The sequence below is a fragment of the Nocardiopsis sp. Huas11 genome, assembly GCF_003634495.1.
Lineage (GTDB): Bacteria > Actinomycetota > Actinomycetes > Streptosporangiales > Streptosporangiaceae > Nocardiopsis.
In genome coordinates this window covers 7,360,150-7,375,104 of sequence record NZ_RBKY01000001.1, presented here as the reverse complement: position 1 = coordinate 7,375,104, position 14,955 = coordinate 7,360,150, and the positions used below count along the sequence as shown (strand labels likewise).

Sequence of the window (14,955 nt, the reverse complement as noted above, 5' to 3'; positions counted from 1 at the left end):
GACCGCTTCGCGGGCGGTGCGGGGCTTCCACCCTCAACGGAGGCGCGGAGCGCCCGGTCTCCCACTCGCACGTCTCCCACCAACGCCCCGTCCCCTCTGGTCAGAACCGGTAGACGCCGCCGTCGGCGACGGTGTCCTTGGACAGCCTCCGCTCCAGATAGAGCCCCTCCAGCGCGAACTCGACCACCGCCGCCGCCAGTCCCGGAGTCGGCGGGCCGTCCTGCTCCTCGGGAGCCGCGCGGGAGATCATGTCCGCCAGCCCCGGCACCCCGCCGACCCGGCGCAGTAGCTCGGCCGCGCCGACCAGGTCCCCGGACTCCACCGTGCCGCCGCCGGAGAACCGGTCGGCGAGGGGCGACAGGTCGGCCTCCCCCAACCGCTCACGGAAGACCTCGGCGGTCGCCCGGCGCAGCAGGGCGTGCAGCAGCTCCGCCTCCCGGCCCTCGGCGGCGATGTCGAACTCGACCTTGCCGAGCAGCGGCTCCACCACCGCGGGCAGGTCGCACACGCGGGCGACGGGCACCTCCTCGCCGACCAGGGCCGCCCTGCGCAGGGCGGAGGCGGCCACGGTCTCGGCTGCGGCCACCGAGAAGCGCACGGAGACCCCCGAGCGGGGATCCACCTTCCTGTGCGCCCGCACCAGCCGGGTGAAACGCGCCACGGTCTCCAGCAGGTGCGAGGGCACGCACGTGCCCGGCGGCAGGGCCGCCTCCTGCCGGATCAGCGCCAGCTCGTCGGCCAGCTCCGGCGGGTAGTGGGTCCTGACCTGGGCGCCGAACCGGTCCTTGAGCGGCGTCACGATCCGCCCCCGGTTCGTGTAGTCCTCCGGGTTGGCGCTCGCCACCACCAGGATGTCCAGGGGCAGCCGCAACGTGTACCCGCGCACCTGGAGGTCGCGTTCCTCCAGCACGTTGAACAGCGCCACCTGTGCGCGCGCGGGCAGGTCCGGCAGCTCGTTGACGCAGAACACGCCCCGGTTGGCGCGCGGCACCAGCCCGTAGTGGACGGTCTCGGGATCGCCGAGCGAGCGGCCCTCGGCCAGCCGTGCCGGGTCCACGTCCCCGATCAGCTCGCCCACGCCGGTGTCGGGCGTGCCCAGCTTCTCGCCGTAGCGCTCGCGGCGGTGCCGCCAGGCCACCGGCAGGGCCTCGCCCTCCCGTGACGAGCGCCGCCGGCAGCCCGCGCACACCGGGGCGTAGGGGTGGTCGTTGATCGGACAGTCGGCGACGGAGGGGGACCACTCGTCGAGCAGGGCGGCGATGGCGCGGATCAGCCGGCTCTTGCCCTGGCCGCGCTCGCCCAGCAGCACGATGTCGTGCCCGGCCAACAGGGCCCGCTCGACCTGCGGCAGCACGGTCGCGTCGAAGCCGTGCACACCAGGGAAACGGGCCTCTCCGGCCCCCATGCGCCGGAGCAGGTTCTCGCGGACCTCGGCGGCGACGGGCCGGTGGACGTGGCCGGACGCGCGCAGGTCGGCGAGGGTGCGGGGGAGACCGGGCGGTGGGGGTGAGTCGTGGATCACCCCCGCAGTGTACGTACCGGTCCCGGCGGGCGGGTGCGGGGATCGAAGGTCCGTCGACGTGAACAGGGACGGCGCGGCGGGGGAGTGGAAGAATGGGAGGGACGGCGAAGACCCAGATCCGGCGCGAGGCGCCGGTGGAAGCGGGGTGGCGGCAGGTGGCACGGTTCGGCGATGCACTGACGACGGGGGCCGACCTCGTGAACGCGGCCGAACGCGCCGTCATGGCGGCCTTGGAACAGATGGAGGGGAGCGCGCCGACGGAGGCGGGCGGCGGCGCCGACCTGCTGTGCTTCTTCGTGTGCGGCGCGGACCCCGAGGAGGTGACCCTCGCCGGCAAGCGCGTGATGGCGCTCGCCGGGGACGCCGTCACCCTGGGGTGCAGCTCCACCGGCGTGATCGGTGGCGGCCGCGGCGTGGAGGGCCAGGGCGCGGTCAGCGTCTGGTGCGCGAGCCTGCCGGACGTGGAGATCACCCCGTTCCGGCTCGACACCGTGATCGAGGGCGACCACCTGGCCGTCGTGGGCATGCGCGAGCCCAGCTCCCGGGACCGGGCCGCCATCCTGCTCTCCAACCCCTACGAGTTCCCCACCCAGGCGTTCGTGCGCGAGTCCACCGACGCCCTCGGCGGGCTGCCGGTCGTCGGCGGCATGGCCGACGGGCTGCGCGGCGAGGAGTCGGTCCGGCTCTTCGTCGACGGCGACGTCGCCGAGAACGGTGCGATCGGCGTCCTCGTGGGCGGCGACGGCGTGCTGGGCACCGTGGTCAGCCAGGGGTGCCGACCGATCGGCCCGAGCATGACCGTGACCAAGGCGGAGGGCAACCTGCTCGTGGAACTGGCGGGCACCAACGCCTACGAGAAGCTGGAGGAGCTGGTCGAGGGCCTGTCCGAGGAGGACCGGGAGCTGGCCTCGCAGGGGCTGCACATCGGCATCGCCATGGACGAGTACGCCGACCACCACGAGCAGGGCGACTTCCTGATCCGTTCGCTCAGCGGCGCGGACCCCGAGATCGGCGCGCTGACGATCGGCGACATGGTGGAGGTCGGTCAGACCGTGCGCTTCCAGGTGCGCGACGCCGGGACCGCCGACGAGGACCTGGCGCGCAGACTCGCCTCCTTCGGCACCGACCGCAGCGTCGGCGCCGGCCTGCTGTTCTCCTGCAACGGCCGCGGCTCCGCCCTGTTCCCGCGCTCCGACCACGACGTGCTCGCGGTCCGCCGCATCCTGGGCGTGGACGCGGTGGCGGGGCTCTTCGCCGCGGGGGAGATCGGGCCGGTGAGCGGGGTCAACCACGTGCACGAGTTCACCGCCTGCCTGCTGGCCTTCGCCCGCTGAGGGCGAGTCGGACTTTTACCGCCGTATCACCAACACTCGCCACAAGCTCCTTGAGTGTGCCCACACCAGTGTGATTACTAAGAGTGACCTCTTTTGGTGCTCCAGGTGATGTGTGGGGATGGCGCGATGTCCGACGACCGGTGTGAGAGCACCGCGGTACGAACCCTGACGGCGCTGGGCGCGGCCGTCCTGCTGCTCCCGACGGCGGCGCCCCTGGCGCACGCTCAGGAGGGCTGGCTCCCGCAGGACCTGGAGTCCGCGGACCGGGTCGGGCTGGTGCTCGACGACGGGTCGCTGCGCCTGGACTCGGAGAAGACCGGCGCCACGGCCGCGCCCCGCCGCGAGCCGGGGCGGGCGGGCAGCGGCCTGGCGACCTTCCCCGAGCAGCCGTTGACGGAGGCCACCGACGTCCTGGACGTGCGGCTCCAGACGGACGGCGCGGCCGAGGACGTGACCGCCGAGGCGCGCGGGACCCGGTCCGACGGCATGTGGACGGAGTGGCACCCCGTCCCGGAGGGCGGCGGCCGGGTGATCCTCGACTCCGGTGTGTCCCACGTCCAGCTCAGGGTCGAGCTGGACGGCGCCGACTCCGCGCTGGACGGGGTCCGGCTGCGGCCCCTCGAACCCCTCTACGCGGAGCCGGACGCCGACGACGAGGTCGACGGCGGCGGTGACGTGGATGGGGACGGCGGCGACGGGACGGGTGAGGCGACCGTGCCCGACGCGCCCTACTCCGCCCGGCTCTTCGCGACCCGCATCGGCCTGGTGGGCGGCACCACCGCGAACGGGCACACCGTGCGCCCCGACGACCACTTCGTCGCCCTGCCCTCCCGGCGGGGCCTGGCCACGCGCGGCGGCGGCGAGTACACCGTGCGCGTGTGCACCACCGGCGCGCTCGGCCCCGAGGGCAGGGGCGACACCGAGACCCACGAACCGCGCTGCGCCTACCTGCCCGTGTGGGACGTGGGCCCGTGGAACATCACCGACGACCACTGGAACGACGACCGCCAGTCCTGGCGCGACCTGGACCGCGGCCGCCCCCAGGCACAGGCCGCCTACGCCGAGGGCTACAACGACGGCCTCGACGGCTTCGGCCGCCGCGTGGCCAACCCCGCCGGGATCGATCTGGCCGACGGCGCGTTCCGCCACGGCCTCCAGCTGCCCACCAACGGCTGGGTGGAGGTCGACTACCTGTGGACCGGCGAGTACCGGGCCCGCGCGGAGATCGCCACCAGCACGCAGAGCGACCCGGTGATCGTGCGCGGCGGGCCGGGTACCGAGTTCGACCCGGTGGGCCTGGCCGCCCACAAGGCCAACGTGGACGTCGCCTGCCGGACCGAGGGCGACGCCGCCACGGGGCCGTTCGGGACGGGCGGCACCTGGTACCGGATCGGTGAGGGCCACTACGTGCCGGCGGTGTTCGCCGACGGCGGCGCCGAGGCCCCGGAGTGCGGTTCCGGCACCGGTCTCCCGACGCCGTGACCGGCGGCGGGGCCGCACGGATCGGGGGGTGGATTTTGCGGTTCGTACTCGCTTTGAACAGGGCGAATGTGTTTCGATCGGGACAATGACGGCTGCACACGAGTTCTGGGTGTTCGCCGCTGTCCTGGCGGTGGCGGCGGCCGTGGCGCTGCTCGGAAACCTGCTGCGGCAGCCGCTGATCGTCGCCTTCATCGCCGTCGGGATCCTCGTCGGTCCGGTGGGCCTGGGCCTGGTCTCGCACGACGGCGTCATCGAACTCCTCGCCCAGACCGGCATCGCGATGCTGCTGTTCATGGTCGGTCTGCGGCTGGACCTGCACCTGATCCGCACGACCGGGCCCGTGGCCCTGGCCACCGGCATCGGCCAGGTGGTGTTCACCTCGGTGATCGGCTACGGAATCGCCCTCGGCCTGGGCATGGACTCGGTCACCGCGCTCTACGTGGCCGTGGCGCTGACCTTCTCCTCCACGATCATCATCGTCAAGCTGCTCTCGGACAAGCGGGAGCTGGACCAGCTGCACGGCCGGATCGCGGTCGGCTTCCTCATCGTCCAGGACATCGTCGTGGTCCTGGTCATGATCGCGCTGACGTCCTTCGGGGGGTCGAGCACCGAGGCCATGCCCGAGCGCGTCGCGCTCACCGTGGGCACCGGGGCCGGGCTGCTGCTCGGGCTGGCGCTGCTGTCGCGCTTCGTGCTGCCCTGGCTGCTGTACTACATCGCGCGCTCGCAGGAGCTGCTGGTCATCTTCGGCGTGGCCTACGCCGTGTCCGTGGCGGCCGTCACCGAGTGGCTCGGCTTCAGCCTGGAGGTGGGGGCCTTCCTCGCCGGCATGTCCCTGGCCTCGACCACCTACCGGGACGCGCTCGGCGCCCGCCTGGTGAGCCTGCGGGACTTCCTGTTGCTGTTCTTCTTCATCCAGCTCGGCGCCCAACTGGAGTTCGCCGACGCCACACGGCAGCTGTTCGAGGCCGTGGTGCTGTCGCTGTTCGTGCTGGTCGGGAACCCGATCATCGTCGTGCTCATCATGCGCCTGATGGGGTACCCGGTGCGGATCGGCTTCCTGTCGGGGCTCTCGGTCGCCCAGATCAGCGAGTTCTCCCTGATCCTGGCCGCGCTCGGACTGAGCCTGGGGCACATCACGAGTACGACGCTGAGCCTGGTGACCGTGGTCGGCCTGATCACGATCGGTATCTCCACGTACCTGATCCTGTACTCCAAGCAACTCTACGACCGGGTCAAGCGCTGGCTGGAGCCGCTGGACCGGATCGGGCGGACCCGTCGGCTGCCCGCCGACCAGGTGGGGCGAGCGGACGTGATCCTCTACGGCCTGGGCCGGATGGGCCGCAGCACGGCCCACCGCATCGCGGAGGCCGGATTCGACGTCCTGGCCGTGGACTACGACCCCCAGAGGGTCGCCCGGAGCATCCACCCGAGGGTGACCACGGTGTACGGCAGCGCCGAGGACGTGGAGTTCCTGGAGGCGCTGCCGTTGGCGACCACGCCCATGGTGATCAGCGCGATCCCGTCGTCCAACGTCGACCTGGTGCTGCTGCACGCGCTCCAGCACCACGAGTACGCGGGAACGGTGGTGCTCTCCACACTGACCCGGCGCGACGCCGAGAGGTTGCGCGCGGCCGGGGCCGACATGGTGGTGGAACCCTACGAACGGGGCGCCGACACCATCGTGGACCTGGTCCGCGAGCACGCGGACGGGGACCGGTCGGATCGCTCAGAGCACTCTGATCGCTCCGAAAGCTCCGATCGCGCAGAGCACGCCGATCGCTCCGAACGTCCCGGCGGGCCGGGGCCGGAAACCGGGCCCGACACCGGGGCCGGTTCCGGCCACGCGCCTACCTGACGCGCACGACCTTCGTGCCGGCCGCGCGGTCGTGCACCGACCGGCCGCCGGTGCCGAGCGCGGCCATGGACTCCCCGAGCGAGAACAGGTGGCCCGCGACGGGCAGGGTCTGGGGGAGGCAGAAGAGCGCCGAGCGGCCCACGGCCTGGCCCTGGGAGAGCCGTCCGCCGTCGGCGGCGGAGACCACCTTGATCCCCAGCATCAGCTTGCCGAGGGTGCGGCCCCAGGTGACCAGGTACAGCCAGTCGTAGAAGAACAGCAGCAGGCCCCACCCGAAGACCCAGAGCAGGGACCACAGGGCGATCTCGCCGTCGGTGGAGTCCGTGCTGCCGTTGATGGCCACGGTCACGACCATCATGGCCATGAAGAACGCCACGGCCGTGATGCCCGCCAGCACGTAGTCGATGGTCCGCGCGGCCAGGCGGCGACCGAACGAGGCCTCCTCCGGGGCGGGCGCCGGAGCCGCCGCGGGCGGGACCCAACCGGGCGGGGTGGTCGGCTCCGCGCCGTGCGGGTACGGGGCCATCTCCCACCCGCCGGTGGAGTGGGTGCTGCGCTGAGGGGGGTTCCAGTGGGGCGAGGACATCGGTGTGGGCGTCTCTCCGTGGGGCGTGGTACTCCGGGGGCGTCGCGGGCCGGCGCACGCTTCAGAGTACCGACGGCCGCAGACACGGCACACGCCCTCGACCCCGGGAACACCGAAAGGGGCGGCCGTGGCCGCCCCTTTCGGTCAACGCCGTGTACCGGTCACATGCCGCTGTAAGGGACCGCGTCGATGATCTCGACACCCAGGCTCTTGCCGCTGGGGAGCTTGTAGCTCACGTTCTCACCCACGCGCTTGCCGTTGATGGCCGCGCCGAGGGGCGACCTGGGCGAGTAGACGTCGATGGGCGCACCGCTCTCCTCGCGGGAGGCGAGGAGGAAGGTGACCTCGTCGTCGTCGCCGTCGAACTTGACGGTGACGGTCATGCCGGGACCGACCACGCCCTCGGTGCGCGGGGCCTCGCCCACGCGCGCGGTGCGCAGGATCTCGGTGAGCTGGAGGATGCGGGCCTCCATCTTGCCCTGCTCCTCCTTGGCGGCGTGGTAACCGCCGTTCTCCTTGAGGTCGCCTTCTTCGCGGGCCGCCTCGATCTTCTCCGCGATCTCGATGCGACCACGCCCCGACAGGCGGTCCAGCTCTCCCTTGAGCCGGTCGTACGCCTCCTGGGTGAGCCAGGTGACGTTGTCATCGCGGGTCTGGGTCACGGGAACTCCTTGAGTGCTAGTAGCAAAGGCCACCAGGCGGCCAGAGCTGAACTTACGAGAATATCACCGCGTGTCGTGACGCACGGTCTCCTCATCGGAGGCCGCCGTCGCGCGGTGTGCGGTGACGCGTCGGTTCAGCGGTCGTGGCCGGGACCGGTAGGGGCGGTCTGTGCGATCAGTCTTGCGAACCTTGTTCCCTGCACGAGGCCACTTCTACCGTGGAAGCCTCTCGAACCGTGTCAACGGTCGTGGTGACCATCCGGTTCCCGGCCTCGACGGTGGACCTGGTCTGGCCGACTTCGACGTGCTGGCCGTCCAACGCGGTGATCAGGCAGTCGGCGCCACCGCGGCTGTTCACCTCGTAGGTGATGGCCGCCTCGTCGGACGACGGTACCGAGTACGACACCACCTGGTGGTACACGCCACCGCCCAGGCCGCTGTAGTTCATGACGGAGTAGCCCCAGCCGACGGCGCACAGCACCGCGAACACGGTCGCGATGACGAAGAAGACCGGGCCGTTGCCGTGCCGCTTGCGTAGCGCGGGAGCGGAGTCGGCACTGTTCACGGGGTCTTCTTCCGGGGTCGGCTGCATCGGGAATCTCCGAACAAGGGGACGGTGTTGTCTAAGATATCCCCGACCTGACAGCCCCCCTACTCGGCCCGTCCGTGAGTCGCGGGGACCGATGGCGTGGGGCGTCCGGACGGCCGCGACCACGCGTCCGCCCACCGAGTCAAGGAGATCCCTTCCGTTGTCCGAGCGCCTGCGGCTTATGGCCGTTCATGCCCACCCCGATGACGAGTCCAGCAAGGGCGCGGCCACCATGGCGCGCTATGTGAACGAGGGCGTTGACGTGCTCGTCGTCACCATGACCGGTGGCGAACGCGGTGACATCCTCAACCCCGCCATGGACCGCCCCGAAATCCTGGAGAACATCGCCCAGGTACGACGTGAGGAGATGGACCGGGCCCGCGAGATCCTGGGCATCCAGCAGGAGTTCGCCGGGTTCGTGGACTCGGGCCTGCCCGAGGGCGACCCGCTGCCGCCGCTGCCCGAGGGCTGCTTCGCCACCATGCCGGTGGACGAGGCCGCCGAGCCCCTCGTGGCGTCGATCCGCCGGTTCCGTCCGCACGTGGTCCTCACCTACGACGAGCAGGGCGGCTACCCCCACCCCGACCACATCATGACCCACAAGGTCTCGATGCGCGCCTTCGACACGGCGGGCGACCCCGACGCCTACCCGGACGCGGGCGACCCCTGGCAGCCGCTGAAGCTGTACTACTTCGTCTCCTTCCCGCCCGAGCGCTTCGACGCCCTGGCCGACGTCCTGGCCGAGCGCGGCATGGAGAACCCGTTCGCGGAGTGGGTGGAGCGGATCAAGGACCGTGACCGCCCCACGTGGGAGATCACGACCCGGGTGCACTGCTCCGAGTACTTCGACGTCGCGCACGAGGCGCTCAAGGCGCACGCGACCCAGGTCGACCCCAACGGCTTCTGGTTCGCGATCCCCAACGACGTGGTGGCCGAGGCCTGGCCCACCGAGGACTACCACCTGGTGCGCTCGCTGGTGGACACCGAGGTCCCTGAGAAGGACCTCTTCGACGGTGTCCGAGAAGCAGTGAGAGTATGAGTGGCATGAACACCCTTCTCACTTCCGCTGTCGTCCTGGCCGACAGCGTCGACGTGGACCGCGACGCCGTGACGCCGGGCGTCCTGGGCTTCCTCATGGTGGCCGCGATCGGCGTGGCGCTCTACTTCCTCATGCGCAACATGTCGGGCAAGCTCGGCACGCTGCGCAGCGCCGAGGAGGCCGAGCGCTCCGCGGCGCAGGCCGACGAGGACGGTGCGGACGAGACGGACGAGGCGGACGGCGCGCCGGCCGAGGGGGACCGCGCCGAGGTCACCGCCGCCGCCGGGGACGCTCCCGAGGGCGACGCCCCGGCCCCGGACCGCGGCGCCTGAGCTCGGCCTCCCGCCCTGCCCGCCGTGACCCGCGGGAGGGGCGGGACCCCGTGCCCGCCTTGGTGGCGAGTGGCACAGTGGAACCATGCCGAACCGTTTGAGCGACGCGACCAGCCCGTACCTGTTGCAGCACGCGGACAACCCCGTCGAGTGGTGGCCCTGGTGTGAGGAGGCCTTCGCCGAGGCGCGCCGGCGCGACGTGCCGGTGCTGATCTCCGTCGGCTACGCCGCCTGCCACTGGTGCCACGTCATGGCGCACGAGTCCTTCGAGGACCAGGCGACCGCGGACCGGATGAACGCTCTGTTCGTCAACATCAAGGTGGACCGCGAGGAGCGCCCCGACGTCGACGCGGTGTACATGGAGGCGACCCAGGCCATGACCGGCCAGGGCGGGTGGCCGATGACCGTGTTCGCCACCCCGGACGGCGCCCCCTTCTACTGCGGGACCTACTTCCCGCGCGACTACTTCCAGCGGCTCCTCGAAGGCGTGGCGAGCGCCTGGCGGGACAAGCGCGACGAGCTCCTCGACCAGGGACAGCGCGTGGTCGACGCCCTCTCGGCGCCGCGGACGCTGCCGTCCGCCGAGCCCCCGGGGGCCGACCGGCTCGACCTGGCCGTGCGGGCGCTGGTGCGCGACTACGACAACGCCGAGGGCGGCTTCGGGACCGAGCCCAAGTTCCCGCCGTCGATGCTGCTGTCCTTCCTCATCGCCCAGGACGAGCGCACCCGGCCGTACCAGACCGCGGACGAGCCCACCCCCGCCGCGCTGATGGCCGGCGGGACCGCCCTGGCGATGGCCCGAGGGGGGATCTACGACCAGCTCGGCGGGGGCTTCGCCCGGTACTCCGTCGACAAGGGCTGGGTCGTGCCGCACTTCGAGAAGATGCTCTACGACAACGCCCTGCTGCTGCGCGCCTACACCCGGATGACCCGTCGGCCCCCGGAGCAGGGACCGGTCACGGCGAACGAGCACGCGGTGCTGCGCGCGGTGGCCGAGGAGACCGCCGACTGGATGGTGCGCGACCTGCGCACAGCCGAGGGGGGATTCGCCTCCGCCCTGGACGCCGACAGCGAGGGCGAGGAGGGCACCTACTACGTGTGGACGCCCGCCCAGCTGCGGGAGGTCCTGGGCGAGGAGGACGCCGACTTCGCCGCACGCACCTTCGTGGTGACCGAGGAGGGCAGCTTCGAGCGCGGGTCCTCCGTGCTGCGGCTGCCCTCCTCGCCCGCCGACCGGTGGCGCTACGACCGGGTCCGCGCGGCCCTGCTGAACGCCCGGGCCGAGCGCGTGCCGCCGGCGCGCGACGACAAGGTGGTGGCCGCCTGGAACGGGCTGGCGATCGCCGGCCTGGCCGAGGCGGGCGTGCTCCTGGAGCGCCCCGACCTGGTCGGTGCGGCCCGCGACGCCGCCGACCTGCTCCTGACCACGCACATGGTGGACGGGCGTCTGGTGCGGACCTCGCGCGATGGCCGGGCCGGGACCAGCGCCGGCGTGCTGGAGGACTACGCCGACGTCGCCGAAGGGCTGCTCGCCCTGCACGGGGTCACCGGGCAGGCGCGGTACGCGCACGAGGCCGGGCGCCTGCTGGACACGGTCCTGGAACGCTTCGCCGACGGCGACGGCGGGTTCTTCGACACCGCCGACGACGCCGAACAGCTCTTCAGCCGCCCCCAGGACCCGACCGACGGTGTGACTCCCTCCGGTCGCTTCGCCGCGGCGTCCGCCCTGCTCACCTACGCCGCGCTCACGGGGTCCGAGCGCCACCGGACGGCCGCCGAGTCGGCGCTGTCGGCGGTGTCCCTGTTGGCGGAGAAGGCCGCCCGGTTCGCCGGCTGGGGGCTGGCCACGGGGGAGGCCCTGCTCACGGGCCCGCGCGCGGTCGCCGTCGTCGGCGATCCGACCGACCCCGCCACCGAGGAACTGGTGCGGACGGCACTGCGGTGGGCCCCGCTGGGGACAGCCCTGTCCCGGGGGGACGGCGTCGACGACGGGGGAGTGCCGCTGCTGCGGGACCGGACCCCGCGCGGCGGCCGCCCGACGGCCTACGTCTGCGAGGGCTTCGTCTGCAAGCTTCCCGTCACCACGCCCGACGAGCTCCGCGACCAGCTCACCGCCACCTGACCCGGCCTCCCTCAGCGGGCGTCCCCTCCGGACGAGGCGCGCGCCCGCGGGGGGTTCCGCGTCCACACGAGCCCCACCAGAACCCCGGGGCCCGAGCACGCAACCGGGAAGGGCTGCGCCGCAGGCGTCCGGGTGGTGGCGGGCGACGGGCGGGCCTGCGGGGGCGCCGGAAAGAGGGCACCAGGGGGAGAGCTAGTGGAACTCCAGCCCGTTCACGATCCGGTCGACCACGTCCGGTCTGTGGTGCGGCTGGCGGACCTCCATGTACACGGTGGTGGGCTCGCCCTCCATGTGGACCGCGACGCTGGTGAAGGCGCCCGACCCGTTGCAGTCGGGCCAGTCCCACGCCGTGCCCACCCAGTCGCTCAGGGAGAGCCCGCGCTCCTGCGGGGTGCCCTCGCAGGCGTCGGCGTCGGCGACGCCCTCCAGGGGGCGCGAGCCCGGGATCACGGTCGTGTACACCCCGTAGGAGGGCACCTCCGTGTCGGCCCAGCGCTCGGTGTCGGTGGCCACGAGCATGCCGGCGCCGGCGCCCGCGCTCGTGGCGGCCGGACGGGCCTCCATGGTCGGGTGGAAGTCCTGGGCCCACGCGCGCGGGACGGTCATGGAGATCTCCTGGGGAGCCAGCCGCACCGTGGCCAGGGACTGGCCGGGGGTGCCGACCGAGGCGGTCAGCACAGCGGTCAGGGCCACCAGGGCCGCGGCCAGCACGCCGGCGCGGCGCCACGGCATCCGGTACCGCTGCCACCACGGGTCCGCGCTTGGCAGATCGGGCGCCATGCGGATCGCCCTGACGCGGTCGGTGAAGGTTTTGGCGTCCGCTGGACGGCTTTCTCGGTCCACCGAAAGTGCGGACAGGATGAGGTCGTCCAGTGCCGGGGGCAGCCCTGGCCGGATCCGGCCAGGTGCGATCCGGACCGGCGGACGCGAGGGCGGACGCCCCGTGATGAGCTCGTAGGCGACCGCGCCGAGCGAGTACACGTCCGAGCGGACGTCCAGGTCACCGCCGGGAATGCTCTGCTCCGGCGACATGTAGCCGGGGGTCCCCGCGGCCGCGGTGAAGCCCGAGGCCTCGTCGATGGACTTGGCGAACCCCAGGTCCGCCACCAGCACCCGCTGTCCCACGGGTGACGACTGGAGCAGCACGTTGGAGGGCTTGATGTCGCGGTGGATCGTGCCGTGGTTGTGCAGCACGGTGATGCCCTGACCGATCTCGGTCAGCAGCCGCAGCGCCTCGTCCAAGGGCAGCTGACCTCGCTGAACGAGGTCGGAGACGCTGCCCTGGTCGGCGTAGGTCATCACCATGTACGGGCGCCCGTCGGGCAGGACGTCCACGTCGTGCACGGCCACCAGCCACGTGGAGTCGGTCTGGCGCAGGATGCGCGCCTCCTCCAGGAAGCGGTGCTGGATGTCCATCTGGTGCGCCCAGTTCTCGGCGAGTACCTTGATGGCGACCGGATAGTTGAGCAGATCGTCCTGGGCGAGCCATACCGTGGCGAACGAACCGGAACCCAGGCGTCGTATGACGCGGTAACGCCCGAAGGCCTCCGGTTGACTCATTTCCGCCTCGGTCTGTCAGGGGGGTGCGTACGCGGTCGTTGCCCACTAATACACCATGTACGCGTTCGCATTCGCTTTCGTGGATATGATCCACGTCTTCGGGTGGCGCCGGTGGGTGAGGGCGGCGAAACTGGGTGGAATGCCCGGACAGTCGTGTGCACCATGGGAATGGTGGCCGAAACCCGGTGTCACCTGTGCGGCGGGCCGACAGGAGGTCGGCCCGCGTCCACGTGACGCGTGATCCATCGTGGACGCTCACGCGTCCTCCAATCGGACGGATGTCTGCCGTCAGCCAGGGAGAGAGCCAGCCATGAGCAGTGGCGAATACGAAGACCAGGCCGACCGTTCGGCTCCGAAACCCCGCCGACGGGTGGCGAGCAACGTCGACGAGGAGCTGGAGGAGCTCGCACGCCGCGCCAAGGCGGGCGACGCCGCCGCCCTGGACGACCTGCTCCGACGGATCCAGCCCGAGGTGCTGCGCCGGTGCGCCCGGTTCCTGCCCTACCGGCAGGACGCCGAGGAGGCCTGCCAGGACGCGCTGCTGCGCGTGGCGCGCAAGATCGACAGCTTCAAGGGCGACTCGCTCTTCACCACGTGGCTCTACACCGTGGTGTCCAACTCCGCGCGCCAGACCTACCGTTCGATGAAGCGCCGTTCGGCCGAGTACCCCACCGAGGCCGAGCGCATGCCCCCGCAGAGCGACCCCCGCACCACGAGCGTCATCGCCGGTTCGCGCATCGACCTGCTGGAGGCCCTCGACCAGCTGGAGAAGGAGCGCCCCAACCTCGTCGCGCCGCTGGTGCTGCGCGACCTGTGCCAGATGGACTACAACGAGATCGCCTCCGAGCTGAACCTCGCCCTGGGCACGGTCAAGTCCCGTATCCACCAGGGACGCAAGCACGTGCGCAAGTCCCTGGCCGTGACGTAGAGTCCCGCGGCGAACTACCCTGGATCCCATCCCCGTCGGCACATTCAGCCACAGGAGTGTGCGTGCCGGCCATGTTCCAGCTCTGAGAGGTTTCGCCCATGGGGCTCCGTGACCCCCTGTACTGGCTCTATGAAAGGCGGCTGGAACGCCGCCTGACCAGCCAGGAGATCCCACGTCACGTCGGTGTCGCGATGGACGGCAACCGCCGGTGGGCGAAGAGCAGCGGAAAGCGGGCGGCCGAACAGGGCCACCAGGCCGGTGCGGACAAGATCTTCGAGCTGCTCCGCTGGTGCGACGAGCTCGGGGTGCAGGTCGTCACGCTCTGGATGCTCTCCACCGACAACCTGACGCGCGACGAGTCCGAGCTGGGCCCGCTGGTGCGGATCATCGAGGCCACGATCGCCCGGCTGCGCGAGGAGGGCTGGAACACCCGCCCCGTCGGGGCGCTCGACGTGCTGCCCGACTCCACCGCCCGCGCCCTCAAGGAGGCGGAGTCGGCCACATCCGGCAACCCAGGCCTGGTTGTCAACGTCGCCGTCGGGTATGGGGGTAGACGTGAGATCGCTGATGCGGTTCGGTCACTCCTCCACGAGGAGGCGGCCAAGGGCACCGGTATCCAGGAGCTGGCCGAGCGCCTGGACATCGAGGACATCGCACGGCATCTCTACACGCGCGGTCAGCCCGACCCCGATCTGCTCATCCGCACGTCCGGGGAACAGCGTCTGTCCGGCTTCATGCTCTGGCAGAGCGTGCACTCCGAGTTCTACTTCTGCGAGGTCTACTGGCCCGCGTTCCGCAGGGTGGACTTCCTCCGTGCACTGCGCTCGTACGGCGCGCGCAACCGCCGCTTCGGCTCCTGAACCCCTCAGCAGCTCCCAGACGGCCGTCTCCTTAACGCGGTGTTCACCGTGTGTAGGGACGGGAGCCTGGACCCGGGGTCC

At 71.6% G+C, this 14,955-nt stretch carries 13 protein-coding genes; 8 read left to right on the top strand and 5 right to left on the bottom strand.

Going from position 1 to position 14,955, the window contains the following annotated elements; all coding sequences use genetic code 11:
* Positions 1–100: 100 nt before the first annotated feature.
* Entirely contained in the window at positions 101–1,519 is a 1,419-nt protein-coding gene (locus tag DFP74_RS32890; RefSeq protein ID WP_233571426.1) for a sigma 54-interacting transcriptional regulator, read from the bottom strand.
* Between the two features lie 158 nt (positions 1,520–1,677).
* Here DFP74_RS32890 and DFP74_RS32885 point away from each other — a divergent pair, with 158 nt between their 5' ends.
* The 3 genes from DFP74_RS32885 (at position 1,678) to DFP74_RS32875 (ending at position 6,196) form a co-directional block, all read left to right on the top strand.
* Complete coding sequence (locus DFP74_RS32885) at positions 1,678–2,856, top strand: FIST N-terminal domain-containing protein (protein ID WP_121188670.1); 1,179 nt, start codon at positions 1,678–1,680, stop codon at positions 2,854–2,856.
* A gap of 126 nt (positions 2,857–2,982) precedes the next feature.
* The gene (locus DFP74_RS32880) at positions 2,983–4,338 is read left to right on the top strand and encodes a hypothetical protein (protein WP_121187893.1); all 1,356 of its coding nucleotides are present in this window, start codon (positions 2,983–2,985) and stop codon (positions 4,336–4,338) included.
* Positions 4,339–4,423: 85 nt separating this feature from the next.
* Complete coding sequence (locus DFP74_RS32875; RefSeq protein ID WP_121187892.1) at positions 4,424–6,196, top strand: cation:proton antiporter; 1,773 nt, start codon at positions 4,424–4,426, stop codon at positions 6,194–6,196.
* Here DFP74_RS32875 and DFP74_RS32870 read toward each other — a convergent pair.
* The 3 genes from DFP74_RS32870 to DFP74_RS32860 all read right to left on the bottom strand — a co-directional run bounded on the left by DFP74_RS32870 (position 6,189) and on the right by DFP74_RS32860 (position 8,036).
* Positions 6,189–6,782 carry an RDD family protein gene (locus tag DFP74_RS32870; RefSeq protein ID WP_121187891.1) on the bottom strand — a complete coding sequence of 198 codons (594 nt, stop codon included), beginning with the start codon at positions 6,780–6,782 and terminating at the stop codon, positions 6,189–6,191. The genes DFP74_RS32875 and DFP74_RS32870 overlap by 8 nt on opposite strands.
* A gap of 161 nt (positions 6,783–6,943) precedes the next feature.
* Positions 6,944–7,444, bottom strand: a complete 501-nt coding sequence (greA, locus tag DFP74_RS32865) for a transcription elongation factor GreA (protein WP_121187890.1) — start codon at positions 7,442–7,444, stop codon at positions 6,944–6,946.
* A gap of 175 nt (positions 7,445–7,619) precedes the next feature.
* A complete protein-coding gene (locus tag DFP74_RS32860; RefSeq protein WP_121187889.1) occupies positions 7,620–8,036 on the bottom strand; it encodes a DUF4307 domain-containing protein in 417 nt (138 codons plus the stop codon).
* A 157-nt stretch (positions 8,037–8,193) separates the two neighbouring features.
* On the opposite strand from DFP74_RS32860, the gene mca reads away from it, so the two are divergent.
* From mca to DFP74_RS32845, 3 genes are all read left to right on the top strand, one after another.
* Positions 8,194–9,072, top strand: coding sequence for a mycothiol conjugate amidase Mca (mca, locus tag DFP74_RS32855; RefSeq protein ID WP_199725844.1), 879 nt, complete (start codon positions 8,194–8,196; stop codon positions 9,070–9,072).
* A gap of 5 nt (positions 9,073–9,077) precedes the next feature.
* Positions 9,078–9,404 carry a hypothetical protein gene (locus tag DFP74_RS32850; RefSeq protein ID WP_121187887.1) on the top strand — a complete coding sequence of 109 codons (327 nt, stop codon included), beginning with the start codon at positions 9,078–9,080 and terminating at the stop codon, positions 9,402–9,404.
* Between the two features lie 85 nt (positions 9,405–9,489).
* Positions 9,490–11,526, top strand: a complete 2,037-nt coding sequence (locus DFP74_RS32845; RefSeq protein WP_121187886.1) for a thioredoxin domain-containing protein — start codon at positions 9,490–9,492, stop codon at positions 11,524–11,526.
* Positions 11,527–11,718: 192 nt separating this feature from the next.
* On the opposite strand, the gene DFP74_RS32840 is transcribed toward DFP74_RS32845, so the two are convergent.
* Complete coding sequence (locus tag DFP74_RS32840; protein ID WP_121187885.1) at positions 11,719–13,086, bottom strand: serine/threonine-protein kinase; 1,368 nt, start codon at positions 13,084–13,086, stop codon at positions 11,719–11,721.
* Between the two features lie 370 nt (positions 13,087–13,456).
* On the opposite strand from DFP74_RS32840, the gene DFP74_RS32835 reads away from it, so the two are divergent.
* On the top strand, positions 13,457–14,014 hold the full coding sequence (locus tag DFP74_RS32835) for an RNA polymerase sigma factor (RefSeq protein ID WP_121187884.1): 558 nt from the start codon (positions 13,457–13,459) through the stop codon (positions 14,012–14,014).
* Positions 14,015–14,112: 98 nt separating this feature from the next.
* Entirely contained in the window at positions 14,113–14,874 is a 762-nt protein-coding gene (locus DFP74_RS32830; protein ID WP_121187883.1) for an isoprenyl transferase, read from the top strand.
* The last annotated feature ends 81 nt before the right edge of the window (positions 14,875–14,955 follow it).